Annotated in this window: 22 protein-coding genes; 8 read left to right on the top strand and 14 right to left on the bottom strand. The window is 70.1% G+C overall.

Translation table 11 applies throughout. The annotated features are described in order from the left end of the window. Complete coding sequence (locus ACFKCF_RS15370; protein ID WP_394494061.1) at window positions 1-1,062, top strand: phosphotransferase family protein; 1,062 nt, start codon at window positions 1-3, stop codon at window positions 1,060-1,062. Here ACFKCF_RS15370 and ACFKCF_RS15365 read toward each other — a convergent pair whose 3' ends face one another. Both ACFKCF_RS15365 and ACFKCF_RS15360 read right to left on the bottom strand, forming a co-directional pair. Continuing rightward, complete coding sequence (locus ACFKCF_RS15365; protein ID WP_394494059.1) at window positions 1,063-1,710, bottom strand: response regulator; 648 nt, start codon at window positions 1,708-1,710, stop codon at window positions 1,063-1,065. Beyond that, window positions 1,707-2,918, bottom strand: coding sequence for a sensor histidine kinase (locus tag ACFKCF_RS15360; RefSeq protein WP_394494058.1), 1,212 nt, complete (start codon window positions 2,916-2,918; stop codon window positions 1,707-1,709). The genes ACFKCF_RS15365 and ACFKCF_RS15360 overlap by 4 nt, the downstream gene beginning before the upstream one ends. A gap of 105 nt (window positions 2,919-3,023) precedes the next feature. Between ACFKCF_RS15360 and ACFKCF_RS15355 the strand changes: the two genes are divergently transcribed. From ACFKCF_RS15355 to ACFKCF_RS15345, 3 genes are read left to right on the top strand one after another with little or no spacing between them, the layout of a single operon-like run. Then, window positions 3,024-3,251: a hypothetical protein gene (locus tag ACFKCF_RS15355; RefSeq protein ID WP_394494057.1), complete on the top strand. Its 228-nt coding sequence runs from the start codon at window positions 3,024-3,026 to the stop codon at window positions 3,249-3,251. Next, a complete protein-coding gene (locus ACFKCF_RS15350) occupies window positions 3,248-3,748 on the top strand; it encodes a PH domain-containing protein (RefSeq protein WP_394494055.1) in 501 nt (166 codons plus the stop codon). Before ACFKCF_RS15355 ends, ACFKCF_RS15350 begins: the two co-directional genes overlap by 4 nt. A gap of 14 nt (window positions 3,749-3,762) precedes the next feature. After that, entirely contained in the window at window positions 3,763-5,628 is a 1,866-nt protein-coding gene (locus ACFKCF_RS15345; protein WP_394494054.1) for a PH domain-containing protein, read from the top strand. Window positions 5,629-5,881: 253 nt separating this feature from the next. Here the strand turns inward: ACFKCF_RS15345 and ACFKCF_RS15340 are convergent, their stop codons facing one another. The 4 genes from ACFKCF_RS15340 to ACFKCF_RS15325 form a co-directional block, all read right to left on the bottom strand. After that, a complete protein-coding gene (locus ACFKCF_RS15340) occupies window positions 5,882-6,796 on the bottom strand; it encodes an IS982 family transposase (RefSeq protein ID WP_394494052.1) in 915 nt (304 codons plus the stop codon). 72 nt (window positions 6,797-6,868) lie between these two features. Then, the gene (locus ACFKCF_RS15335; RefSeq protein WP_394494051.1) at window positions 6,869-8,428 is read right to left on the bottom strand and encodes a hypothetical protein; all 1,560 of its coding nucleotides are present in this window, start codon (window positions 8,426-8,428) and stop codon (window positions 6,869-6,871) included. 248 nt (window positions 8,429-8,676) lie between these two features. Continuing rightward, window positions 8,677-10,113, bottom strand: coding sequence for a serine/threonine-protein kinase (locus ACFKCF_RS15330; RefSeq protein WP_394494049.1), 1,437 nt, complete (start codon window positions 10,111-10,113; stop codon window positions 8,677-8,679). After that, on the bottom strand, window positions 10,103-11,605 hold the full coding sequence (locus ACFKCF_RS15325) for a serine/threonine-protein kinase (RefSeq protein ID WP_394494047.1): 1,503 nt from the start codon (window positions 11,603-11,605) through the stop codon (window positions 10,103-10,105). The genes ACFKCF_RS15330 and ACFKCF_RS15325 overlap by 11 nt, the downstream gene beginning before the upstream one ends. A gap of 30 nt (window positions 11,606-11,635) precedes the next feature. Here ACFKCF_RS15325 and ACFKCF_RS15320 point away from each other — a divergent pair, with 30 nt between their 5' ends. Next, window positions 11,636-13,405, top strand: a complete 1,770-nt coding sequence (locus ACFKCF_RS15320) for a DEDD exonuclease domain-containing protein (protein WP_394494045.1) — start codon at window positions 11,636-11,638, stop codon at window positions 13,403-13,405. Between the two features lie 17 nt (window positions 13,406-13,422). After that, entirely contained in the window at window positions 13,423-13,710 is a 288-nt protein-coding gene (locus tag ACFKCF_RS15315) for an Lrp/AsnC family transcriptional regulator (protein WP_080041188.1), read from the top strand. A 512-nt stretch (window positions 13,711-14,222) separates the two neighbouring features. Here the strand turns inward: ACFKCF_RS15315 and ACFKCF_RS15310 are convergent. Genes ACFKCF_RS15310 through ACFKCF_RS15295 form a run of 4 tightly spaced genes read right to left on the bottom strand, consistent with a single transcriptional unit; the run spans window position 14,223 to window position 18,467 of the window. After that, on the bottom strand, window positions 14,223-15,884 hold the full coding sequence (locus ACFKCF_RS15310; RefSeq protein ID WP_394494043.1) for a cytochrome bc complex cytochrome b subunit: 1,662 nt from the start codon (window positions 15,882-15,884) through the stop codon (window positions 14,223-14,225). Continuing rightward, entirely contained in the window at window positions 15,881-16,993 is a 1,113-nt protein-coding gene (locus ACFKCF_RS15305; protein ID WP_394494042.1) for a Rieske 2Fe-2S domain-containing protein, read from the bottom strand. Before ACFKCF_RS15305 ends, ACFKCF_RS15310 begins: the two co-directional genes overlap by 4 nt. After that, complete coding sequence (locus ACFKCF_RS15300; RefSeq protein ID WP_394494040.1) at window positions 16,990-17,799, bottom strand: c-type cytochrome; 810 nt, start codon at window positions 17,797-17,799, stop codon at window positions 16,990-16,992. Before ACFKCF_RS15300 ends, ACFKCF_RS15305 begins: the two co-directional genes overlap by 4 nt. Before the next feature lie 14 nt (window positions 17,800-17,813). Beyond that, a complete protein-coding gene (locus ACFKCF_RS15295; protein WP_185072877.1) occupies window positions 17,814-18,467 on the bottom strand; it encodes a heme-copper oxidase subunit III in 654 nt (217 codons plus the stop codon). A 210-nt stretch (window positions 18,468-18,677) separates the two neighbouring features. Here ACFKCF_RS15295 and ACFKCF_RS15290 point away from each other — a divergent pair, with 210 nt between their 5' ends. Then, window positions 18,678-19,076 carry a hypothetical protein gene (locus tag ACFKCF_RS15290; protein ID WP_090930538.1) on the top strand — a complete coding sequence of 133 codons (399 nt, stop codon included), beginning with the start codon at window positions 18,678-18,680 and terminating at the stop codon, window positions 19,074-19,076. Between the two features lie 6 nt (window positions 19,077-19,082). Then, a complete protein-coding gene (trpD, locus tag ACFKCF_RS15285; protein ID WP_394494038.1) occupies window positions 19,083-20,129 on the top strand; it encodes an anthranilate phosphoribosyltransferase in 1,047 nt (348 codons plus the stop codon). Window positions 20,130-20,425: 296 nt separating this feature from the next. On the opposite strand, the gene ACFKCF_RS15280 is transcribed toward trpD, so the two are convergent. From ACFKCF_RS15280 to ACFKCF_RS15265, 4 genes are all read right to left on the bottom strand, one after another. Then, a complete protein-coding gene (locus ACFKCF_RS15280) occupies window positions 20,426-21,628 on the bottom strand; it encodes an Ig-like domain-containing protein (protein ID WP_394494037.1) in 1,203 nt (400 codons plus the stop codon). Between the two features lie 210 nt (window positions 21,629-21,838). Then, window positions 21,839-22,252: a cytochrome c oxidase subunit 4 gene (locus tag ACFKCF_RS15275; protein ID WP_394494035.1), complete on the bottom strand. Its 414-nt coding sequence runs from the start codon at window positions 22,250-22,252 to the stop codon at window positions 21,839-21,841. Continuing rightward, window positions 22,252-23,916 (bottom strand): cytochrome c oxidase subunit I, encoded by a 1,665-nt coding sequence (ctaD, locus tag ACFKCF_RS15270; protein WP_394494033.1) that lies wholly within the window; start codon window positions 23,914-23,916, stop codon window positions 22,252-22,254. Before ctaD ends, ACFKCF_RS15275 begins: the two co-directional genes overlap by 1 nt. Continuing rightward, window positions 23,913-24,575 (bottom strand): cytochrome c oxidase subunit II, encoded by a 663-nt coding sequence (locus ACFKCF_RS15265; RefSeq protein WP_394494031.1) that lies wholly within the window; start codon window positions 24,573-24,575, stop codon window positions 23,913-23,915. Before ACFKCF_RS15265 ends, ctaD begins: the two co-directional genes overlap by 4 nt. Window positions 24,576-24,806 lie beyond the last annotated feature (231 nt).

Raw genomic sequence — 24,806 nt, 5'->3', positions numbered from 1 at the left:
ATGGCAGAAGAGATCCGCACCTCCACCCGCGACCTGGTGGAACTGCGCGGCAGTCTGGCCCGCTGGCTGCGCGGAAGGGTCGGCGGGAGCGCCTCGGTGTCCGAAGTGTCCAGACCCGCCGAGAACGGCATGTCCAGCGAGACCCTGTTCTTCACCGCCACCTGGGACGAGGGGCGAACGCGCTGCGTAGCCAGGCTCGCACCTGCGGTAGAAGCCGTTCCCGTGTTCCCCTCGTACGACCTGCGGGCACAGTTCGAGATCATGCGCCTGGCCAGGGAAAAAGCTGGGATCCCAGCGCCCAGGGCCCTCTGGTTCGAGCCGGACCCGCAGCATCTGGGCACGCCGTTCCTCGTCATGGAGCGCGAGGACGGCGACGTGCCGCCGGACGTGATGCCGTACACGTTCGGGAGCTGGCTGCTCGACGCGGCGCCCGCGGACCAGCGCAGGCTGCAGGACGCCGGCGTGGCGGTCCTGGCGGCCCTGCACCGGGCGGAGTTCACCCCCGAGGAGCTGGCCCCGCTGGGGGCCCCCGGGTTGCGCGCGCACGTGGAGGCGCAGCGCGGCTACTACGAGTGGGCGCACGGCGAGCGGCCGATCCCGGTGCTGGAGCGGGCCTTCGGGTGGCTCGAGTCGCACTGGCCCGAGGAACCCGGGCCCGACGTGCTGTGCTGGGGCGACGCCAGGATCGGGAACATGATGTTCAGGGACTTCACCCCGGTCGCGGTGCTCGACTGGGAGATGGCCGCGGTGGGGCCGCCCGAGCTGGACCTGTCCTGGATGATCTTCCTGCACCGCTTCTTCCAGGACATCACGGTCGCCGCGGGCTTCCCGGGCATGCCCGACTTCATGCGCTACGAAGACGTTTGCAGGAAATATCGGGAAATCACGGGGTACGAGCCTCGCGACATGGACTTCTACGAGATGTATGCGGCGCTCCGGCACGGCATCGTCATGGCGAGGGTGTGGCAGCGCCGGATCCACTTCGGCGAGCAGCCCCGGCCCAACGACCCCGACGACCTGGTGCTGCACCGGGCCACGATCGAGGAGCTGCTGGCCCGTTGACTACGTGCCGGCGTCGTAGACCAGCAGCGCGACCTGGACCCGGTTGTTGAGGTCGAGCTTGGACAGGATGCGCGAGACGTGCGCCTTGACCGTGGGCACGCTCATGTAGAGCTCCCGCGCGATCTCGGCGTTCGACCTGCCCTGCCCCACCGCCAGCGCCACCTCCCGCTCCCGCTCGCTGAGCCGGCCGAGCAGCTTGCGCGCCCGCCCGGTACGGTCGCCCGCCGCGCCGTCGGACACGTGCGTGATGAGCTGCCGCGTCACCGCGGGCGACAGGATCGGCTCGCCCGCGGCCACCTTCCTGACGGCCTGCACGAGGTCGCCCGGCGCGATGTCCTTCAGCAGGAACCCCGCCGCCCCCGCCCGCAGCGCCCGCAGCACCTGCGCGTCGGCGTGGAACGTGGTCAGCACCACCACCTCGGGCGGCGCGGACGTGCGGCGCAGCGCCTCGGTGGCGGTGAGCCCGTCGACGCCGGGCATGCGGATGTCCATCAGCACCACGTCGGGCCGGTGCTCGGCCACCAGCGGCGGCACCTCGGACCCGTCGCCGGCCTCGGCCACGATCACGATGTCGCCGGCGCCGCCCAGGATCATCGACAGCCCCGCCCGCACCATCGCGTCGTCGTCGACGACCAGCAGCCTGATCATGCGTCCTCCCGAGTCGTCTCCACCGGCCAGGGCAGCCACGCGCGCACCACGAACTCGCCGTCCTGCGTCGCGCCGTGCTGCAGCCGCCCGCCCGCCAGCTCGGCGCGTTCGGTCAGCCCGATGAGCCCGGCCCCTGCGCCCGGGATGTACGGGACGTGGCCTACCCCCACAGGGTTGCGCACCTCCGCCGACAGCCCCTCGCCGCGGGTGCCCGAGACGGCGACCGCCACGGGCGCCCCGCCCGCGTGCTTGCGCGCGTTGGTGAGCGCCTCCTGGACGATGCGGTAGACGTTGCGGCCCAGCCCTTCCGGCGCGTCGCCGCCGGCCCGCAGGTCGAGCCGGACGTCCATGCCCGCGTGGCGGCACTCCTCGACCAGCGTGGGCAGGTCGGCGAGCGTGGGCTGCGGCCGGTCGGGCACCGGGTCGTCGTCGCCGCCCGGCCTCGCGTGGCGCAGCACGCCGATGACCTCGCGCAGGTCCTGCAACGCCAGGTGGGCGTTGGTCCTGATCGCCCCGGCCGCCCTGGCGATCTCCTCGGCGGGCGCGTCCGGCCGGAACTCCAGCGCGCCGGCGTGCAGGCTGAGCATGGAGACGCGGTGCGCGAGCACGTCGTGCATCTCCCGCGCGATGCGCTCGCGTTCGAGCCGCTTGGCCTCCTCCGCGGCGCTGTCGGCCCGCTGCCTGAGCGACCAGACGAGCTGGCGCCGCGCTCTGACCACGACGCCCCACGCGAACACGGTCAGCAGCAACGCCAGGGCGAACGCCGCCGTCTCCTCCCCCTCCGCGCGGGTCTCGGACCGCAGCAGGACGTAGGGCACGAGCGTGACGAGGGAGAACAGCATGACCGGGCCGGAGACCTTGAACGGCCGGTGCACCGCCACGGTGAACAGCCCGACGACCGAGGCCCCGCCGGAGAGCTCCAGATAGGACGAGAGCAGGGTGGTCGCCAGCGCGAACCCCACCGGCCAGCGCCGCCGCAGCCACACCGCCACGCACGACAGCGCGCCCACCACCTGCTCCAGCAGCTGCAGCGGCTCCGGCTCGTCCTTGAGCTCCGGCAGGGTCATGAGCGTGATGCCGGACGCGAGCAGGAACATGCCGATGTCGACGATCCAGTCGCGGGTCGAGCGGCGCACCCGGCCGCCCTCGCTGCCGTCGCCGAGCAGCACCGACGGCAGCGCCCACCGGTATTCGTGCGTCACGTTCATCGAGATTAGGCCCTGCCAAGGGTACGGCGACAGCGACCAAAGTAGCTGCCGGGCGAGACCTACGGCCGACGCGGCTCCCATGACCCGTGGACGACGCTTGGGACCATGAAAATGGTGCTGACGCTGCTCGGCTGGCTGCTGCTCCTGCAGGGCGTGGGCGGACTGCTGAACACCCTGCTCGGCTGGTGGCCGTGGGCGCACGACCTGCTCGTGGTCAACCTGGTGCCGGCCCTGCGGGGCTACGAGGTGTTCTCGGCCATCGTGGTCGGCGTGCTCGGGTTCGTGCTGCTGGCCGTGGTCGACTCGGGCAAGAAGGCGGAGAGCGGCAGATGAGCGGGGGCACGCCGGCCGGGCTGCGGCCGCCGCGCAACCAGGCCGACCCGCGGGCGGTCGCCTGGCGGACGGTGCAGGGCCTGATCTTCCTGGTGCCGGTGGCCGCCGCCGCGGTGGCGGCGTACTGGATGCTCACCTCGCGGCCGATCTGGCTGGGGGCGTGCGTGGTGCTCTTCGCGGCGGGCTGCGTGGCGCTGGCCGTCCTGGCGCCGCGGGCCACCTACCGGGTGGAGCGCTGGGAGGTCACCGACCAGGCGGTCTACACGCGCAAGGGGTGGCTGACCCACACCTGGCGGGTGGCGCCGATGTCGCGGATCCAGCGGGTCGACACCGCGCGGGGGCCGGTGCAGCGACTGTTCGGGCTGGCGGACGTCACGGTGACCACGGCCTCCTCCGCGGGGGCCATCAAGATCGAGGCGCTGGACCACGAGGTGGCGGCCGAGCTGGCCGAGCGCCTCACCGCCCTCACCCAGGCCACGCCGGGGGACGCCACGTGAACGACGATGCTGGAGTGTCCTTCTCTGAGGAGGGCTGGCGGGGGCTGGCGGGGCGGAGCCTCTGGGCCTCGGCGGTCAAGTCGCTGGCGATCGTCGTCGGCGTGGTGGCCGGTCTCCTGCGCTTCCTGGTGGGCCGCGACTGGCCGATCGGCGGGATCGTGGCGGTCTGCGCGGCGGCCGCGGTGCTGATCGTCGCCGCCGTGGTGGCGTACGACGTGGTCAGGCTCCGTACGACGCGCTGGCGGCTGACCCCGGAACGCCTCGAACTGCGCTCGGGCATCACCGTCCGCCAGCACCGCTCGATCCCGCTCGACCGGGTCCGCAGCGTGAACCTGCGGGCCGATCCGGTCTCGCGGGTGTTCGGCCTGACCGTGGTCAAGGTGGGCACGGGCGAGCACGCGGCCGAGGGGACCGAGCTCGTGCTCGACCCGCTGACCGGGCACGAGGCGGAGTCGCTGCGCCGTACCCTGCTGCGCCAGGAGGAGCGGCCCGCGTCCGGCGACGGGCCGCTGGCGGAGCTGCGCTGGTCGTGGATCCGGTACGCGCCGCTGTCGCTGTGGTCGTTCACGGGGGCCGCGCTGGTGCTCGGGGCGCTCTACAAGGCGCTGGACTCGTTCGGGGCCAAGAGGCTGGCCACAGAGGCGGCGGACGGGGTGTGGGGCTGGGTGACGGCGCGGCCGCTGGTGGCGGTCCCGCTGATCCTCGCGGTGAACGTGGCCGTCGGGGTCCTGGGCGCCGTCCTGCTGTTCGCCGAGTCGTGGGGACGTTACCGGCTGGAACGCGAGCCCGGCCGCCTCCGCCTCCACCGCGGCCTGCTGACCACCCGGTCCCTGACCCTGGAGGAGCGCAGGCTGCGCGGCGTGGAGATCAGCGAGCCGCTGCTGCTGAGGCTCGGTGGCGGGGCCCGCGTCAAGACCATCGCCACGGGGCTCGGCAAGGCGGACGAGCACGAGACCGAGGATGTTGCCGCCCTCACCCCACCCCTCCCCCGCGCCCTGGCCTGGAGCCTCGCCACCAAGATCGCCAACAGCCCCGCCCTCCCCGCCACCGCGACCCCCCAAACGGATGGGCTCGCCGCCACCCCGGCCGCACCGCCGGCGGCTGTGCCCCAAGGCGACGCCCTCGGCCGCGTCGGAGTTCCGAGCACGACCGGCCCGACGGGGCGCACCCCCGGGCACGCCGCGCCTTCGGACGCGCCCTGGCCGACCGCGGGCGCCTCCCACCACGGCACGGTCCCGGGCCGGCACCGGGCGACCGGAGGTGACGAGCGCGCGGTCGCAGCCGCCGGAAGGCACGGCGCCGACGGGCCGGGTGTCGACAGGCAGGGCGCCGACAGGCAGGGCGCCGACAGGCAGGGCGCCGACGGGCAGGGCGCCGACGCGGGCGGGCTGGTGCCGGGTGCGCTGGTGCCGCATCCGGTGGCGGCCAGGCGGAGGCGGGTCGTGCGGGCGCTGGTGACGGTGGCCGTGCTGGCCGCGGGCGCAGGCCTGGCGTCCTGGCTGCTGCCATGGCAGTGGTCGCGGGTCGCCGTCTGGGCGATCCCCGCGCTGGCGCTGCCGTTCGGGATGTGGATGGCCGTGGAGAGCGCCAGAAGCCTCGGCCACGCGCTCGGCCGCCGCCACCTCGTCACGCGGCAGGGCGCGGTGGTGCGCAGTACGATCGCGCTCGACCGCAGAGGCGTCTCCGGCTGGACGATCACCGAGTCGTACTTCCAGCGCCGCGACGGCCTGCTGACCGTCTCCGCCGCCACCGCCGCGGGCAAGGGCCACTACGACGTGGTGGACGTGGACCGCGGCGACGGCCTGGAGCTGGCGGCGCGGGCGGTTCCGGGCCTGCTCGAACCGTTCCTGGTCCGGGAGAAGGTCCGGGAAAAGAAGTGAGCCGCGTGATCCCCCTCGGTTTGCCCATGCCCCTGTACTGGACAAACATGATCGCGCGGCTCAGGTCTTGCAAGACATAAAGGTATTTGTCGCGCTTGCAAGTGGGTTGCAGCTCCATTAACCCTTGACGGGATGATCCGTCAGGAGGATGTCTCCCGCGCGCGGCAGGCACGGAGGAGGGGCGCCACGCCCGCGTGACGCCCCTTCCCCGACCGGGTCCGCCTAGATGATTGATTCCAAGGGGGATGTGGGATCAGTGATCGTAGGCGGTGAGCGATCGGGCGACGGGCTGGCCGGTCTTGTCGTTGTGCCAGATCACGGTGGTCAGAGCCAGGATTCGGGTGATCACGCGGATGGTGACGCCCGCGGACGTGCGCCCGCCGTGGCGTTCGAGGTCGAGCTGGCCCTTGAGGGTCTGGTTGATGGACTCGATGGTTTGACGTAGCGGCTTGAACAGGTGCGCGCCGGAGCGTGGGGCCTTGCCTTTGCGGGCTTTGCGCAGCAGGCGCACATCTTCGGTGGCCAGGGCGTGTTCGAAGTCGCGGCCGTAGTACTGCATGTCCGCGATCAGATCCTGGCCGCGGTGACGCTGAAGCAGGTCGGGGTCGGCGGCGAGCATGCCCAGCAGGGTGAGCCGTTCGTCGGCCTTGGCACCGGTCAGGGCGAAGGCGACGGGCAGCCCGCCCAGGGTGCACAGCAGGTGCAGGCGCAGGCCCCAGAAGAAGCGGGAGTGGGAGGGGCAGTAGCCGTATTCGGCCCAGCCGGCCAGGTCCGAGCGCTGAGCGGTCTGCCGGGAGCGGCCGCATTCGACGGGTGTGGAGTCGGCCACCCAGACGTCGTCGTGCCACAGGCTGGTGTCCCGGCCGAGGATGCGGATCAGGTGCAGTACCAGGCCGGTGGCGGCGCGCAGACGCTTGTTGTAGCCGGACTGGCCAGGCAGGTAGGGGAACAGGCCGGCCAGGTGGACGCGGGCGTAGCGCAGCCAGCGCCGCTCGGAGGTGAAGCCGAGCAGCGCCGACAACACCGCGAGTGTCACCAACTCGGCGTCACTCAGCCGGGGCTGCAACCCGATCCGGGGTCGCTCAGGCGCCAGATCCGGGGAAGCGATCAGCTGATCGTCGATCTTCACGTACAGTGCAGTCGCGAGGGTGTTCAGTTCTGTCGTCACAAACGGATCTTGAACGCCCTCGCTTCATGTCCGCAGCCGAACAACCGATCTCCGTCCCTTGGAATCAATCATCTAGCTGCCCGCGGGCTGCTTGGCCAGCTGGGCCATGAACGCCTCGGCCAGGGTGACCGCGCCGTCCATCGCCTCCTTCTGCGGCATGAACTCGACCTTGGGCGAGTTGGCCGGCTCCTTCTCGGGCCGCTGGTGCCCGGAGAAGTCGATCCTGACGACCACCGAGCCCTTGCGCGTCAGCACCGTGCCGGTGGACGCGGAGACCTCGCTGTGCCGGTTCCGGATGAACTGCTGGTAAGCCTGATCGCCCATTTCCTTGAGATCGATGATCTTGCTCCAGGAGATGCCGCCCATGGACGACCCCTCGAAATTCTTGTCGCCGCCCCGCTGACTGGCGTAGTAGGTCCTGGCCGCGGACTCGTCGGCGGCGCCCGCCCGGTTGGTGAACCGGTGCACGGTGATCAGGGCGCTGCGGATCTTCTTGGTTCCCTCGCCCGCGCCGGGCACGTCCAGGTTGAGCCAGCGGCACTCGGTCTGGGCGTCGGAGCCGACCTCGATGCCGCGCGCCCTGGTGGTGGGCCCGGGCACGAGCCGCGTGGCCACCTCGGTCACGGCCCCGCACTCTGCGGGGAAGGCCGCCAGGACGGTCGGCTCGGGCGTCGCCTTCGCGCTCGGCGAAGCAGGGGGCTGCGACGGCTCCGGCTCGGCCAGCACGTTGGGGTGCTGCGCCTGCCAGGCCGCCATCCCCTTGGTGAAGAACCCGGCCAGGCGGCTCACCTCGCGGATCGCGTTGTCCTCGGTGATCGACTGCGCGGTCTCGTTGGTCAGGATCGCCGCGTCCTTGCGCTGCTGGCCCGCCTGGTACTTGATCTCGATCGTCATGTCGCCGACCCGGGCGTTGGCCTGGCCGTAGGAGTACCACAGCAGCTTGCCGCTGCGGCGCCAGGTGTACTGGGCGTGCGCGGCGTCACCGACGCCCTGGATCTCCTTGATCGGGGAGATGTACTCCTTCTCGTCGGGCTTGAGCGAGGGCTTGGCGGTCGCGGCATACTTGTCGCCGCCGTAGTCGACCTCGTACGAGTTCTGCGCCATGGCCCTGCCGGTCTTGGCGCCGTCGGCCTTGTGCTGATCGATCCTGACGTCGATCTCCCTGGTACGCCAGAAGTCGCCGAACGAGATGCGCCGGTTCTCCCACTTGCAGTTGAAGGCGACCGTGTAGTCGCCTTCACTCGAATACCTGGTGACGGTCGCGTCCGGCACGAGCCGGTCGGTCTCCTCCGCGGGCAGCATGGCGCACACGTCCAGGCGGACGGGCCCCGAGGAAGCGGCCCGCGACGGCCGCTCGGTCTGCGCCGCGGGCGGCTGGGAGGTGCGCGAGACCTTGCCGACCACGAAGTACGCGCCCACCCCGCCCATCGCGACCAGCACCACGATGGCGGCGGCCAGCGTGGGCAGCAGCCAGGCGGGCCGCCTGGGCGGCGGTGGCGGTGGTGGCGGCATCGGAGGCAGCGTCGGCGGCTGAGCGGGCGGCTGGGTGGGCGGCTGGGTGGGCGGCTCGAAGCGCCTGCCCGGCACCTGGTAAGGGGTGGTGGACGGCTCCCACTCGCTACCGGGGTTCACTGGGACTCCTGGGGTTGCCCTGACTTGCGGGGAAACATGCTAGTCATCCCCCTTGCAAGGTGCTTGCAGCACTCCCGCCCATTCTGGCAGCGGCCCTCCCCGACGGCGCCCACTTCCACGGTGCTCACCCCGGACGGCGCCCACTTCCACGGTGCTCACCCCAGACGGCGCCCACTCCAAACGGCACTCACCCCAGAGGGTGCTCACCTCCACGGCTCTCACCTCGACGGGCCCGCCTCGTACGGTGCTTACTTCGACAGGGCGGCCGCGACCAGGCGCGCGACGGCGAGGGCGGGCTCCTTGTCCGCCGGGTCGCTGACCGGCACGTTCTCGCGATGCCAGACCACCTCGCCGAGCACGTTGCTCATGCGGAAGAGCACGGTGCTGTCGGACCGGCCCGTCGAGTCGCTGTTGACGTAGGCCTTGAAGCTGTTCTGGATGATCGCCGACTCGCCGATCCGCGGGACGTCGGAGACCGACCCGCGGGCTTCGCGCATCACCGTGCCCTCCGCGGCGGCGCGGCCGGTCTTCTCGCTGGCGAAGCGGCGCTGCGCCACCTGGGGGCCGCCGAGATCGCCGTCGGGCCGCTCCGCCCAGGCGCGGACGACGATGCGGCGGCGGCCGTCCTCGCCGTCACGCAGGATCCACTGGCACTCGCCCGGCCGGGTGGCCTCGCGCGCCGGCTTGGCCTTCATGATCTGGGCGGCCTGCGCGTCGGTCAGCAGCTTGCAGGGATCGGGCGCCGTGACGAACTTCCCGGTCTCGGGCCCGCCGCCCAGCGCGCCCGCGGCGTACCAGCCGCCCGCGCCCAGCGCCACGGCGGCGGCGAGCACGACGGGCAGCAGCCACCGGCGGCGCCGGGGCACCGGGGCGGGCCCGGCCAGGACGCTCAGCGCCTGGCGGACCTGGGCCGCCGTGGGGCGGGCCGCCGGATCCTTGGCGAGCATGGCCATGAGCAGGCCGCCGAAGTCGCGGCCCGCCCTGACCGGGAACGGCGGCTCGTGCAGCAGCACCGCCGCCGTCACCGCCGCCGGCAGCGCCCGCTCGAACGGCGCGCGCCCCTCCACCGCGGTGTAGAGACTGGCGCCGAGCGACCACAGGTCGGACGCCGGGCTCGAGGGCTGCTCGTTGAGCCGCTCGGGCGCCATGTAGCCGGGCGAGCCCGCCCCGCCGAACCTGCCGCCCTGACCGCCCATCGGCGTCGCGATGCCGAAGTCGGTGAGCATGGCGGAGCCGTCGAGGTCGAGCAGGATGTTCGCGGGCTTGACGTCCTGGTGGAGCATCCCGTGGGCGTGGGCGACCTCCAGCGCCGACAGCACGCGCAGCCCGACCGCCGCCACGAACCCGGGCGGCAGCGGCCCCTGCTCCTTGATCACCTTGTCCAGTGAGCGGCCGGTGACCAGGTCCATGATGATCCACGGCTGGCCGCCCTCCAGGACGACGTCGTGCACCAGCACGATCGCCGGGTCGCGCAGCCGTCCGGCCGACCTGGCCTCGTGGATCGCGATGTCAGCGAACTCGGCCCGCTCCCGCGGGCTGAGCCCTTCCGGCACGCGTACCTGCTTGGCCGCGACCTGACGGTCGAGGATCTCGTCGATGGCCCGCCACACCGTGCCGGCGCCGCCCTGTCCGAGCCGCTCGATGAGGCGGTAGCGGCCGGCCAGCAGATAGAGGTCATCCGGCATTGCGCAACGCCTGCTCGCTCGTCTGCGCCGCTTTCAGCGCCCGCTGCTTGATCTCCTCGTCGGTGGGCTTGTCCGCGAGGGTGGTGAACTGCACGGTGACCACCAGGTTGGCCAGGCGGTAGTAGATCTGGGCGGTGTGCACGCGGCCCGTGGAGCCCTTCAGCTCGAAGCCGAACGCCTCCTCGCCGAGGCCGGGGATCTCGCGGACCGGGGTGCGGGTGGCCCGCTGCGAGGCCTTCGCGCCGATCTCGTCCCAGGTCCAGTCGACCTGGCCGGTCCTCGACCACCAGCGCTTCTGGCCCTCGAAGAGCGCGCCGGCCGAGGCCGGGGTCATCGACCACGGGTCGACGGTGTCGGAGTCCTTCTGCACCTGCAGGCCCACACCCGTGTTGGCGACCGTCCAGCCGCACTTGGGGCCCTCGCCGTCGGAGCTCGGCTGCGCCTTGGGCGGGCTCTGCGTGCGCAGCAGCACCCCCACCTCCTCCTGGCTGACCAGCGTGCACACGTCCATGGGCACGGTGAACGCGGCCGGCGCCGCGCCCGCGTCCCTGAGGACGAGGAAGGCGGTCGCGCCGCCCGCGCCGAGCACGAGCGCCGCCGCCGCGGCGATCCAGATCGCGGCCCGGCCGCGCCGCTTGACCCGGGTCGGCGCGGTCGCGTCCTGGTTGACGGGCAGGTGCGGGGCCCGCCCGCCGGCGGCCACCTGCCGCAGCGCGGACACGATCACCCGCGCGTCGGGGCGGGCGGCCGGCTGGTGCGCCATCATGGCCGACAGCAGCGGCCCCAGCGGCCCGGGAGCGACCGGTACGGGCTCCGTCAGCGTGGCCCGCACCCGCTGGGCCGCCGACCCCTCGTAGGCCGGCGCGCCCGTCAGCGCGACGTAGAGCGTGGCGCCGAGCGACCACACGTCGCTGGCGGGCCCGCCCGGCTCGCCGGCCAGCCGTTCGGGCGCGATGAACCCGGGCGAGCCGATCATCAGCCCCTGCTCGGTGAGCGTGGCCTGGCCCTCCTGCCGGGCGATGCCGAAGTCGGTGAGGACGACCCGCCCGCTCTCGGTCAGGAACACGTTGCCCGGCTTGACGTCGCGGTGCTGCATCCCCAGCGAGTGCGCCGCGATCAACGCCTCCAGCACGTCGGCGCCGACCCGCGCGGCATAATCAGCCGGCATGGGTCCGAACTCCCGGACCGTCTCACCCAGCGTGCGGCCCCGCAGCAGCTCCATGACCAGCCAGGGCCGCTCCTGCTCGACCACCACGTCGTGCAGCGCCACGATGCCGGGATGGCGCAGCCGCGCCGTGGCCTGCGCCTCGCGCACGGACCGCATCACCGAGTCGGAGCGCTCCTTGGGCGACATGCCCTCGGCCAGCGTGAGCTCCTTGACCGCGACCTCGCGGTCAAGCATCTCATCCCTGGCCAGCCAGACCTTCCCCATGCCGCCCGCGCCGAGAGGGCGCAACAGGGCATAGCGGCCGGCGAGTCTTCCCGAGGACATACAGGGAAGGGTAACTAAGGATCAAGAGCGATGGTTATTCGTTCCTGTCGGTCCCCCTCTCTATGGTCTTGGAACGTGGACGCGGTTCAAGGCACTCTCGACGAGCTCGGCACTCCGCTGAGCGACGTCACGTTCGTCGTGTTCGACCTCGAGACGACCGGCGGCGCTCCGTCCGACGACGCCATCACCGAGATCGGCGCGGTCAAAGTGCGGGCGGGCGAGGTGCTGGGCGAGTTCTCGACGCTGGTCGACCCCGGGGGGCCGATCCCGCCGTTCATCTCCGTGCTGACCGGCATCACCGACGCGATGGTCGTGGCCGCGCCGCGGATCGAGGCGGTGCTGCCGAGCTTCCTGGAGTTCATCCGCGGGGCCACGCTGGTGGCCCACAACGCCGGCTTCGACACCCGCTTCGTCAAGGCCGCCTGCGCCGCCCACGGCTATCCCCCGCCGGCCAATCCGGTCGTCGACACCGTCGACCTGGCCCGCCGCGTGCTGACCCGCGACGAGGTGCCCAACGCCAAGCTGTCCACGCTGGCCAGGTTCTTCCGCAGCCCCACCGAGCCGTGCCACCGCGCCCTGCAGGACGCCAGGGCCACCGTCGACGTGCTCCACGGGCTGATCGAGCGGGCCGGCTCGTTCCAGGTGCACACGCTCGAGGAGCTCAAGTCGTTCGTCCGGGCCCCCACGCCGGAGCAGCAGCGCAAGCGTCACCTGGCCGAGTCCGTGCCGCACGCCCCCGGGGTCTACTTCTTCGAGGACGAGCGCGGCGAGGTCCTCTACATCGGCAAGAGCACCAACCTGCGCAACCGCGTGCGCTCCTACTTCACCGCGGGCGAGACCCGCCCGCGCATCCGCGAGATGATCGGCATCGCCGAGCGGGTGCGCCACGTCGTCTGCTCGACCGCCCTTGAGGCGGAGGTCAGGGAGCTGCGCCTGATCGGCGGCGCCAAACCGCGCTACAACCGCCGTTCCCGCTTCCCCGAGAAGGTGGTCTGGCTCAAGCTCACCACCGAGGCGTTCCCGCGGCTGTCGATCGTGCGCGAGCTCAAGGACGACGGGGCCACCTACCTCGGCCCGTTCGGCAGCGCCCGGCTGGCCGACGAGGCCCGCATAGCCCTGCACGAGGCGGTCCCCCTGCGCCAGTGCACCCAACCCCTCACGGTGCGCACCCGGCGGGCCGCCTGCGTGCTCCACGAGATGGGCCGCTGCGGCGCGCCCTGCGAGGGCAAGGAGAGCCAGGAGGAATACGCGATCCACGCGGAGAGCGCGCGCCGGGCCATGACGCTCGACGCCTCGCCCGTCTTCTCCGCCGTGTCGGCGCGCATGGAGCGGCTGTCGGTGGAGCAGCGCTACGAGGAGGCGTCGGTCGACCGCGACCGGCTGGCCTCCTTCGTCCGTACGGCGGCCCGCATGCAGCGCCTGAGCGCCATCACGCGCATCCCGCAGCTGGTGGCCGCCAGCCCGGCGTTCGGCGGCGGCTGGGACATCCACGTCATCCGCTACGGGCGGCTCGCGGCGGCCGGGGTCATGCCGAAAGGCACCCATCCGACCTCTTTCGTCGACTCCCTGACGGCCACCGCCGAGGCGGTCATCCCGGGCGCCGGCCCGATCCACGCGGCCAGCGCCGAGGAGACCGAGTGCATCCTGCGCTGGCTGGAGTCGCCCGGGGTGCGGCTGGTGGAGGTGGAGGGCGAATGGAGCCTGCCCGCCTGGGGCGCCGCCCGCCACAAGGCCCGCATCGACCTCGCGTATCGCCATCTTGATCAGCCCCGCAATCGGGAGGGGCGACCTTTGAGGTGAAACGATAGAGTTGATGCATGGTCACGGCTATCGTCCACATAAATGCAGAGGTAGACCGGATCCCGGAGGTCGCCCAGACGATCGCCGAGATCCAGGGGGTCAGCGAGGTCTACTCCATCACCGGCGAATACGACCTGCTGGCGATGGTGCGGGTGGCGGCGTACGAGGAGATCGCCGAGGTGGTCCCCGGGCGGATCAACAAGGTGGCCGGCGTGCTGCACACCGAGACGCACATCGCCTTCCGCGCCTACTCCAAGCACGACCTGGACGCCGCTTTCTCCATCGGCTTCCCCGAGGCCGACTGACTCCCACGGGCTGACACCCACCGGCTGATCCCCAGGCTGCCCAGCCGGGCCGACTCCCACGGGACGACCGACTTTCACGGGCCGACCGATCTTTCACGGACCGACTCTCACGGCCGACCCGCACGGGCGCGGCGGCCTGCCTGCCGATGCGCCGTCTCAGGGCCTCCTGGGCTGAGCGTCCGCGACCAGCGCGGCTTCCGGCGTCCGGCCGCGCCGCCTTCCGGCGAGCCCGGCTCTCAGCCGTGCCTTCGACCCGGGATCCGCCGCCTCGTGCGAGTGCCCATGACGGCGCTCCCCGCCCCGGCCGGGCGCGCCCGCGGCTCCCAGGCAAGGAGCACGGAAGGCTCCCAGCTAAGGAGCGCGGAAGGCTCCGAGGCAAGGAGCACGGGATGCGGCCGTGCCCTCCTGTGCCCTCCCCTCCCGTGCCCTCGAGGCGCAGGAGGGCGGAGACGGCGACGGGCCCGGACGAAGGTGTCGTCCGGGCCCGTGCCGTGTGTGGCGAAGAGGTGGTGTCAGTGCGTGAGGCTGCGGTCGTCCTCGCCACCGGAGCCGATGGCGGCGTGCTCTTCCTCGTGCCCGTGTCCGTGCCCCTCGTCCAGCGGGATCTTCTCCCCGCCGTACGCCTTCGACATACGGGCGCGCAGCTTGCCGAGCGGACCGCGCATGCCCTTGGGCGGGATGCCCGCGGTGTCCTCGGCCACCGGCAGCATCGCCACCGGCTCCTTGCCCCGCATGTGGGCCTCGATGTCGTCCGACGGCGGCGTGTGGACCTCGATGAACTCACCGTGCGGCAGCCGCTTGATGACGCCCGACTCCACGCCGTGCGAGACGACCGCGGCGTCGGAACGCTGCAGGCCGAGGCAGATGCGGTAGGTGATGATGTACGCCAGCGCCGGCGCGACGAAGACCAGCACCCGGCCGGCGTAGGTCGTCACGTTGAGGCTGATGTGGAAGTTCGCCGAGATCTCGTCGTTGGCGCCCAGCAGCCACAGCACACCGTAGAACGCGATGGCCGCCATGCCGATCGAGGTGCGGTGCGGGTTGTTGCGCGGCCGGTCCGCGATGTGGTGCTCGCGGTTGTCGCCCGTCACCCAGCGTTCGAGGAACGGGTAGAGCGCCAGGCCCGTCATGATGATGCCCATCGGCACCAGGGCCGGGATGATCACGCTCAGTGGCAGGGTGCCCGCATGGGAGGTGCCGAAGAGGTTGATCTCCCAGGGCACCATGATGCGCAGCGCGCCTTCCAGGAAGCCCATGTAGAAGTCGGGCTGCGAACCCGCCGAGATGTCCGCAGGCGTGTAGGGGCCGAACAGCCAGATCGGGTTGATCTGGGTGAACGTCGCCAGACCCGCCACCGTGGCCAGCGTGAACAGGAAGTACGCCCCGGCCTTCAGCATGAAGGCGGGGTAGAACGGCGCACCCACCACGTTGTGGTTGTCGCGCCCCTTGCCCGGCATCTGCGTGTGCTTCTGCACCCACATGAGCACCATGTGAGCCGAGATGAGTGCCAGCAGGATGCCCGGGATGAGCAGGATGTGCAGCGAGTAGAACCGGGCGATGACATCCTCACCCGGATATTCGCCGCCGAACAGGAAGAACGTGATGTACGTGCCGACCAGCGGCAGCGAGATAGCCACGCCCTCGGTGATCCGCAGACCGGCGCCGGAGAGCAGGTCGTCGGGGAGCGAGTAGCCGGTCAGGCCCTCGGCGAGCGCCAGCGTCAGCAGCAGGACGCCGATGATCCAGTTGAGCTCGCGCGGCTTGCGGTAGGCGCCCGTGAAGAACACCCGCAGCATGTGGACCATCATGCCGGCCACGAACATCAGGGCCGCCCAGTGGTGCATCTGCCGGATGAGCAGTCCACCCCGGACGTCGAAGCTGATCTCCAGCGACGACGCGTAGGCCTCCGACATCATGACGCCCTTGAGCGGCGCGTACGAGCCGTCGTAGGCGACCTCCATCATGCTCGGCTTGAACCAGAACGTCAGGAACGTACCGGTCAGCAGCAGGATGACGAAGGAGTAGAGCGCGATCTCACCCAGCAGGAACGACCAGTGGTCCGGGAAGATCTTGCGCAGGTTGCGCTTGAGGAAATTGGCCCCGCCCAGGCGGTCGTCGAGGAATGTCGACGGCCCGGCGATGGCCTTGGGCACGGCGTTCAGCTCGGTGCTCATGCCTGGCCTCCCTTCTCCCTGACCGCGCGCTCGGCGTCACCGCGTTCCCAGAAGCTGGGACCGACGGGCACCTGGAAGTCGCCCTGGGCGATCAGGTAGCCCTCGGCGTCGACCGTGATCGGCAGCTGCGGCAGCGGCCTGGCGGCCGGGCCGAAGATGACCTTCGCGCCGTCGGCCGCGTCGAACGTCGACTGGTGGCAGGGGCAGAGGATGTGGTGGGTGTTCTGCTCGTACAGGGCCGCGGGGCAGCCCACGTGCGTGCAGATCTTGGAGTAGGCCACGATGCCGTCGTGCGTCCAGTTCTGCCGGACGCCGCTCTTGATCTCCTCCGGGCGGAACTTGATCAGGATCAGCGTGGCCTTGGCGAGGGCGTTGAGGTCGTGCTGGTAGCCCTCGGGGACCACCGACAGGATGCCGCCGGGCGAGTTGAAGTCGGCGGCCCGGATCGGCTGGCCGGTGCCCTCGACGACGAGCCTGAGCGGCTTGCCCTCCTTGGTCTTCTCACCCCAGACCGTGTGGCGCAGCTCCTTGTTGAACTTCGCGCCCGGCATCTTGCTGTTGTCGAGGTCGCGCAGCAGCACCACCGGCACGAGGCCGAGGGGCGCGGCGGCCAGCAGCAGCGTGCGGCGCAGCAGCTTGCGCTTGACGAAGCCGCTCTCGTTGGCGCCCTGGACGAAGGTGTCGGCGACGACCTCGCGGGCGTCCTCCGCGGAGGCCATCGGGTGGCGCTCCTGGATCAGGGAGTACTTCGGCATGATCATGCGTACCCAGATCACGATGCCGATCGCCAGTCCCAGGATCGCCACGGTCAGCGAGGTGCCCAGCGCGAAGTTGGACACTCCGGTCGCCTCGGGGCTGCCGACCTGGAAGACCACGTAGGAGATGATGAACGCGATCGCGGCCAGGAACGTGATCGTGAAGCAGAGCGCCACGATCTTCTCGGCCTTGCGGGCCTTGGCCTCGTCCGGCAGCGTGACGCCGGGGACGTCCTTGTCGACGTCCGTGGCCTCCGCGGTGCCCAGCATCGAGGTGCCCGGTGCGGGGGTGCCGATGACGCGCTTGGGTACGCGCTCATCGGGCTGCTCGATCTCGTGCTCGTTGTCTGTCATGACTTCTGTCGCTTCTTCGCGGTGATCCAGATGGCGGCGAGTGCGAGGGCACTGAGGCCTGCGATCCACGCTACGAGACCTTCGGTCACGGGGCCAATGCGCCCCAGGCCGAAACCTCCCGGGTCCTTCTGCGCGCGGACCTGCGTGATGTAGGCGATCATGCTGCGCTTCTCTTCAGGCGTGATCGTCGTGTCGTTGAAGACCGGCATCGCCTGCGGCCCGGTGACCATCGCCTCGTAGATCTGGGTGGGGGTCGCCGAGTTGAGGTTGGGAGCGTACTTGCCCTGCGTCAGAGCTCCGCCGGCGCCGGCCCAGTTGTGGCACTGGATGCAGTTGGCGCGGAACAGCTCGCCGCCCTTGCCGGCGTCGCCGAGCTTGGGGTCGACCTGCTCCTGGCCCGGGACCTGCGGGCCGCCGCCGAGCGACTGCACGTAGGCGCCGATCTGCCTGATCTTCGTCTCGTCGACCCAGGGCGCCATCGGCTTGCGCGGCGCCTGCGGACCCGGGTTGGCGGCGGGCATGCGGCCGGTGCCCATCTGGAAGTCGACCGCCGCGGCGCCGACGCCGACGAGCGTGGGCGCCGTCTTGGTGCCCTCCGCGTTCATGCCGTGGCAGCTGGAGCAGTGCTTGACGAACAGGCTCCTGCCCTCGGCCACGTCATCGACCTTGCCTGCCGCCAGTGCCGCGTCGGCAGGCTTACCCGCCTGGACAAAGGCGGCGTATACCATCCCGACCAGCGCCAACGCCAAAATCAGGACGGCATATCTCGCGAGGGGATGCCGCCGCCAAGCGGTGATCCTAGTCACAGAGATCCCGTTCCTTAACGAATGATGTAGATGGTCGCGAAAAGACCGATCCAGACGACGTCTACGAAGTGCCAGTAGTAGGACACGACGATCGCGCTGGTGGCCTGCTCATGCGTGAAGCGCTTCGCGGCGTACGTGCGTCCCAGCATGAACAGGAACGCGAATAGGCCACCGGTCACGTGCAGGCCGTGGAAGCCCGTCGTCAGGTAGAACACCGAGGTGTAGGCGTTGGCGGACAAGGTCGCGCCCTCTGAAGCCAGCTCAGCGTACTCGTACAGCTGCCCGGCCACGAAGACCGCGCCCATGAGGAAGCTGACGATGTACCAGAAGCGGAGCTTGCCGACCTGCCCCTTCTCCGCGGCCCACACGCCCAGCTGGCACGTCACACTCGACAGAACCAGGATGATCGTGTTGACCGTCGCGAACGGGATGTTCAGGTGAGCGCCCTCGGCGGCCTCGAGGCCCACCTTGTGGAAGGCGGGGCCCCATTCGAAGCCGTTGCCCTCGCTCACCGACCGGATGGTGAAGTACATCGCGAACAGCGCCGCGAAGAACATGAGCTCAGAGGACAGCCACACGATCGTCCCGACACTGACCAGATTGGGTCTGCGGTACGACTGGGCTGTCGTCGTCGAAGTTATTGCGGATGCTGTCGCCACGGGCAGCATTATTGCGGCTTCGGTGGTCGGTCCCGCGCACGACCCCCCGGTTAGCAGGTACAAACCGGGAGGCAACCTGGGATAATCGCCTCAAAACCCCCTGTCAGGCATGGTGGCCTGGGAATGCACACCGGCGCACCGGTACGATCCGAGGTGACCATACAGCTACAAGGGATAGCGAGCGCGACAGTGACGTCCACTGGGAGCACCGACGACACGATGAGGGTCCTCGTCTACAGCGATGACGCCGCCACCAGGGCCGAGGTGATCCAGGCCATCGGCAGGCGCCCCGCCGCCGACGTACCCCTCGTGGAGATCGTGGAATGCGCCACCGAGCCGAAGGTCCACCAGTGGCTGGGCTCGGGCGAGATCGACGTGGCCGTCCTCGACGGCGAGACGCAGCCCGCGGGTGGCATGGGCGTCTCCCGCCAGGCCAAGGACGAGGTCTACGACTGCCCGCCCATCTGCCTGATCATCGCCAGGCGCGACGACCGCTGGCTGGCCGACTGGTCCAAGGCCGACGCCGTGGTGCCGCAGCCGCTGGAGCCCATGGTCCTGGCCGACACCGTGGCCGACCTCATGCGGCGCCGCTCCTCGACCCGACTCAACGCTAAGTAGGTGCCCATGGACTCCCGGACGACCTGGCCCACCCTGCTGTCCGCTCTCCTGTCCGGAGAGCACCTCACCTCCGACGAGTCGGCCTGGGCGATGCGGGAGATCATGTCCGGCGCCGCGACGCCGTCCCAGATCGCCGGCTTCGTGATCGCGCTGCGCGCGAAGGGCGAGACGGTGGCCGAGGTCGTGGGCCTGGCCCGCACCATGCTGGAGCTGGCCACGCCGCTGAGCGTGGAAGGGCCCGTGGTCGACGTCGTCGGCACGGGAGGCGACCGCGCCCACACCGTCAACGTCTCGACGATGGCCGCCATCGTGGCCGCCGCCGCGGGCGCCCGGGTCGTCAAGCACGGCAACCGCGCCGCCTCGTCCTCGTGCGGCGCCGCCGACGTCCTGGAGCACCTGGGCATCCGGCTCGACCTGACGCCGGAGCAGACGGCGCGGGTGGCCGAGGAGGCGGGCATCGCGTTCTGCTTCGCCCCGGTCTACCACCCCGCGCTGCGCTTCGCCGGGCCGACGCGCAAGGAGATCGGCGTACCCACGATCTTCAACTTCCTGGGCCCGCTCACCAACCCGGCCCGCCCGGCCGCCCAGGCCATCGGCGTCTTCGACGCCAAGATGCTGCCCGTGCTGGCGGGCGTCTTCGCCGAGCGCGGCGTCAGCGCGCTGGTGTTCCGCGGCGACGACGGGCTTGACGAGCTGACCATCGCGGGCACCTCGACGGTCTGGGTGGTCAAGGACGGCACGGCCACGCAGACGACCTTCGACCCGTCCGTCCTGGGCATCCCGCGCGCCGACGTGGGCGCGCTGCGGGGCGGGGACGTGGCCTTCAACGCCCAGGCCGTGCACGACCTGCTGCAGGGGAAGACGGGGTCGGTGCGCGACGCCGTCCTGCTCAACGCCGCCGCGGCCCTGGTGGCCCTCAACGGGCCGGGCGACGACCTCGACGCTGCCATGACCGACGGCTACGCCCGCGCGGTCGAGGCCGTCGACTCCGGCGCCGCCGCGGCCACCCTCGACCGCTGGATCGCGGTCAGCGCCTCCGCCAACGGCGCCTGACAGCCCTTTCCTGAGCGCCCCTCACCTGGGGCGCGCGCACGACGGCATGGAGAACGGACCGCGGCGGCGGCCCATCAGCCCCTTGCACGCCCGGTCCGGCTTCTCACGCCGCTCCTCTGCCCACCACCGGTCCCTCACGGCGCGGCGCTGACGCGCGCCCTGAGGGACGGACGTGGGCTCAGGTCCGTCCCTCAGGGCGCGCTGACGCAACACCGCCCAGGCCCCGAGTGTGGCAGGGCGGGGCGGGGCGGCCGAGGAGTGGCGCTTCGGGGCGTGGCGGACGGTGAGAATCGGTATCAGAATGTGATGGTCGGCCCGTCCTTAAGCACGCTCCACTTGAGCCACTCCTTCCAGTTCTCCTGCCAATGCCCCCACCCGTTCGTGGGCTCCAGCTTCCGCGGCGACCCCGTGATGATGATCGGATCCCCGATCAGCGTGTTCTTGACGAACCAGATCGCGTTCTCCGGGCTGATGTTCACGCACCCGTGGCTGACGTTCGAGTTCCCCTGCGAGCCCACCGACCAGGGCGCGCTGTGCACGTACTCGCCGCTGTTGGAGATGCGGACGGTGTGGTAGACCATCAGCGAGTAGTAGCCCGACTGGCCGGGCCCGATCCCGGGCGAGGTCATGAGCGTGGCGTCCTCGCGCGACATCGCCAGGTGGATGCCGGAGGTGGTGTAGAACTTCCACTGCCCGCCCTGCCCCGCGCTCATCGGCATCTCGCGGATCTTCTTGCCGTCGCGCCGGACGTACAGGACGTGCTCGTCGGTGCTGCCCTTGGTGATCTGCTCGCGGCCGATCTTGAAGTCGAGCCGTACGTCGCGCTTGCCGTACATGCCGGGGCCCCCGCGCACGCCGGCCAGCTTCGCCTCCAGCCGCACCTTCGTGTGCGCGGGCCAGTACTTCAGCGGCCGGAAGTCCACATGGCTGTCGTCGAACCAGTGCCAGGCGCCCTCCACGGGCCTGGAGCTGCGTACCGTGAGGTTGCGCTCGACGGCCACCCGGTCGGCGATCGGCTTGTCGAAGGCGATCATGATGGGCATGCCGACGCCGACCGTCAGGCCGGTGTCGTCCTTGTTCGGGGTGATGGTCTGGATGTCGAACGTCTTGTTGCCTTTGACGGTGGAGAACGTACTGGTGGTCTGGGTCTGCTTGCCCGTGGCGTCCGCGGAGACGGCGGTGATCGTGTAGCTCGCTCCGGGGCGGGCGGTGACGGTGCTGCGCCAGTTGGTGCCGTCGGCGCTCAGGACGCCCTTGAGCGCGCCGGACTTGCCGCCGTCCACCCGTACGCTCTTGAGCGTGCCGCCACGGGCCGAAACGACCACAGGCTGGTCTGTGGGTACGTTCGCGGCCTTGTCGTGCGGAGAGAACGTCACAGCGGGTCCCTGGGCGCCGCCGGCCATGGCGACCCCCACGGGCTTCGGGGCCGAGGCCCCCGAGCACGCCGCCAGCAGCGCCAGCGCCAGCAGGCCGGCCGATCCATTCGCTACGCGCCCCACGTATGACTCCCTCGTCCAACAAACGAACCCCTTGACCGCCTCCGCCTGCTCACCGCCCTCTTGTGCCCGAAAAGGCCCTTAGTGGCGGTCCGCATAGCAGACTTCTCATTACTACCCTCAGTGATCGAATAACCACATCGGATCACCGTTAAAGAACACAAAAAAACGGGCGTCCCCCCTCAAGGGAGACGCCCGCTCAGACAGCCCGGGTCAGTGCGAGAAGTTGCCCCGGTAGTACTGGAAGACGAAGCCGATCATGGCCATGATGACCAGGAAGAGCCCGATCAGGAACATCCAGAAGCCGATCACGAACCCGGCGAAGGCGAAGGCCGCCGCCAGGCACAGGAACAGCGGCCACCAGCTGCTCGGGCTGAAGAACCCGATCTCGCCCGCGCCCTCGCTGATGTCGGCCTGCTTGTTGTCCTCCGGCTGGGCGCCGATGCGCCGCGCGGTGAACATCAGGTAGTAGCCGACCATGAACGCGAACCCGACCGAGATCGCCATGGCGGTGGTGCCGACCGGCTCACCGTGGCCCATCGCCGCCTTGGTCCAGAACCAGTAGGCGACGTCGACGCCGGCGAAGAACAGGCCGCACGCGAGGAACAGCCAACCCTGTACTTTCATCAGGCCTCGACCTCCGGTGCCGACGGCTTGGCGGACACGTGCGGGTAGTGCAGGTCGAACGCGGGGCGCTCGGACCGGATGCGCGGCAGCGAGGTGAAGTTGTGCCGCGGCGGCGGGCAGGAGGTCGCCCATTCGAGCGAGCCGCCGTAGCCCCAGGGGTCGTCGACGGTGACCTTGGGCGCGCTGCGCCAGGTCTTCCAGACGTTGTAGAAGAACGGCAGCGTCGAGGCGCCCAGCACGAACGCGCCCACCGACGAGAGCAGGTTGAGGTCGGTGAAGCCGTCGGCCGCGCTGTAGTCGGCGTAACGGCGCGGGAAGCCGAGCATGCCCAGCCAGTGCTGGATGAGGAACGTCGTGTGGAAGCCGATGAACAGCAGCCAGAAGTGCAGCTTGCCCAGCTTGTCGTCGAGCATCTTGCCGGTGAACTTGGGCCACCAGAAGTAGAAGCCCGCGAACATGGCGAACACGACGGTGCCGAAGACCACGTAGTGGAAGTGGGCGACGACGAAGTAGGTGTCGCTGAGGGGGAAGTCGAGCGGCGGCGAGGCCAGGATGACGCCCGTCAGGCCGCCCAGGAGGAACGTGACGAGGAAGCCGACCGAGAACAGCATCGGCGACTCGAAGGACAGATGCCCTCGCCACATCGTTCCGATCCAGTTGAAGAACTTCACACCTGTCGGCACCGCGATGAGGAACGTCATGAACGAGAAGAACGGCAGCAACACCTGCCCGGTCGGGAACATGTGGTGCGCCCAGACCGTGATGGACAGACCGGCGATCGAGATCGTCGCGACCACGAGGCTGATGTAACCGAAGATCGGCTTGCGGCTGAAGACCGGCAGGATCTCGCTCACGATGCCGAAGAACGGCAGCGCGATGATGTAGACCTCGGGATGGCCGAAGAACCAGAACAGGTGCTGCCAGAGCAGCGCGCCGCCGTTGTCGGAGGCGAAGACGTGCGTGCCGAGCTTGCGGTCCGACTCCAGCACGAGCAGCGCGGCGGCCAGCACCGGGAAGGCCATCAGCACGAGCATGCTGGTCAGCAGGACGTTCCAGACGAAGATCGGCATGCGGAACATGGTCATGCCGGGCGCGCGCATGCAGATGATCGTGGTGATGAAGTTGACCGAGCCGAGGATCGTGCCGAGGCCGGACAGGGCCAGGCCCATGATCCACAGGTCGCTGCCGATGCCGGGCGAGTTGATCGCGTTGGACAGCGGCGTGTAGGCGAACCAGCCGAACGAGGCCGCGCCGCCCGGCGTGAAGAAGCCGGACACGGCGATGAGGCTGCCGAACAGGTAGAGCCAGTAGCTGACCATGTTGAGGCGCGGGAACGCCACGTCGGGGGCGCCGATCTGCAGCGGCATCAGCTCGTTGGCGAAGCCGGCGAACAGCGGCGTCGCGAACATCAGCAACATGATCGTGCCGTGCATGGTGAACAGCTGGTTGAACTGCTCGTTGCTGGTGAACTGCATGCCCGGCTGGGCCAGCTCGGCCCGCATGATCAGCGCCATGACGCCGCCGATCAGGAAGAACGCGAAGGACGTGATCAGATAGAGGTGCCCGATGATCTTGTGATCAGTGGAGGACAGCCACTTGGCGATCACCTGGCCCTTGGTGACGGGCCTGACCGGCGCGCGGAGGGGTTCATGAATGGCGGTCACTGGGCACTCCCAGCCTGGTTTGTAGCGATGTACTGGTTCCACTTGTTCGAGTCGACGAGCGTCACCTTGAACAGCATGCGGCTGTGGTCGACACCGCAGAGCTCAGCGCACCGGCCCGCGAAGGTGCCCGTGCGGTCCAGCGTGGTGATCTGGAACTTGCGGCCCGGGTTGTCTTCCTTGATGCCGGGGATGACGTCCCGCTTGAACAGGAACTCCGGCACCCAGAACGAGTGGATGACGTCGTCGGTCGACAGGTCGAACTCGACCTTCGTCTTGGCCGGCAGGATCAGCTCAGGCCCATCGTTGTAGTCATGCACCGGCGTGCCGGCGACGGGGGCCAGGGTCTTGCCGTTGACGGTCGTGGTGAAGCGCCAGCTCCACTGGAAGGCCTCGACCTTGACCTTCACGGTCGCGTCGCCGTCCACCTTGGTCAGCACCTGGCTGTCACGCGCGGTGAAGAAGAAGAACACCGACACCATGACCAGCGGGATCAAGGTGTAGAGCATCTCGATCGGCAGGTTGTAGCGGACCTGCGGCGGCAGGTCGGCCGAGGACTTGCGCTTGCGGTGGAAGATGGCCGCCCACACGATCAGGAAGATGACGACAGCGCCCGTGGCGAGTGCGGCGATCCAGGCCCCGTTCCACAGACTCTGGACCACGCCCGCCTGCTCGGTGACATGGTCGGGAAGAAGGCCACGAGACCAGTCGGCCCTCGGAACGTCATTAGCACACGCCGTAGCAGTGGCCAGCAGCAACGCCAAAGCGGCGGCGCGCGGCACCCTGCGCCGGGCCAACGAACGCCGCGTCGTACGGCGAGTCGGACTCACGGATCGCCTACCCCACAGATGAAGCCCAAGAGTCTTTCTCTTGGGCGCTCTTATTTCCAGATG

The organism is Nonomuraea sp. JJY05, assembly GCF_043496855.1.
Lineage (GTDB): Bacteria > Actinomycetota > Actinomycetes > Streptosporangiales > Streptosporangiaceae > Nonomuraea.
Note: the sequence above shows the minus strand (reverse complement) of the source record. Positions and strands in the feature narration are given on the sequence as shown.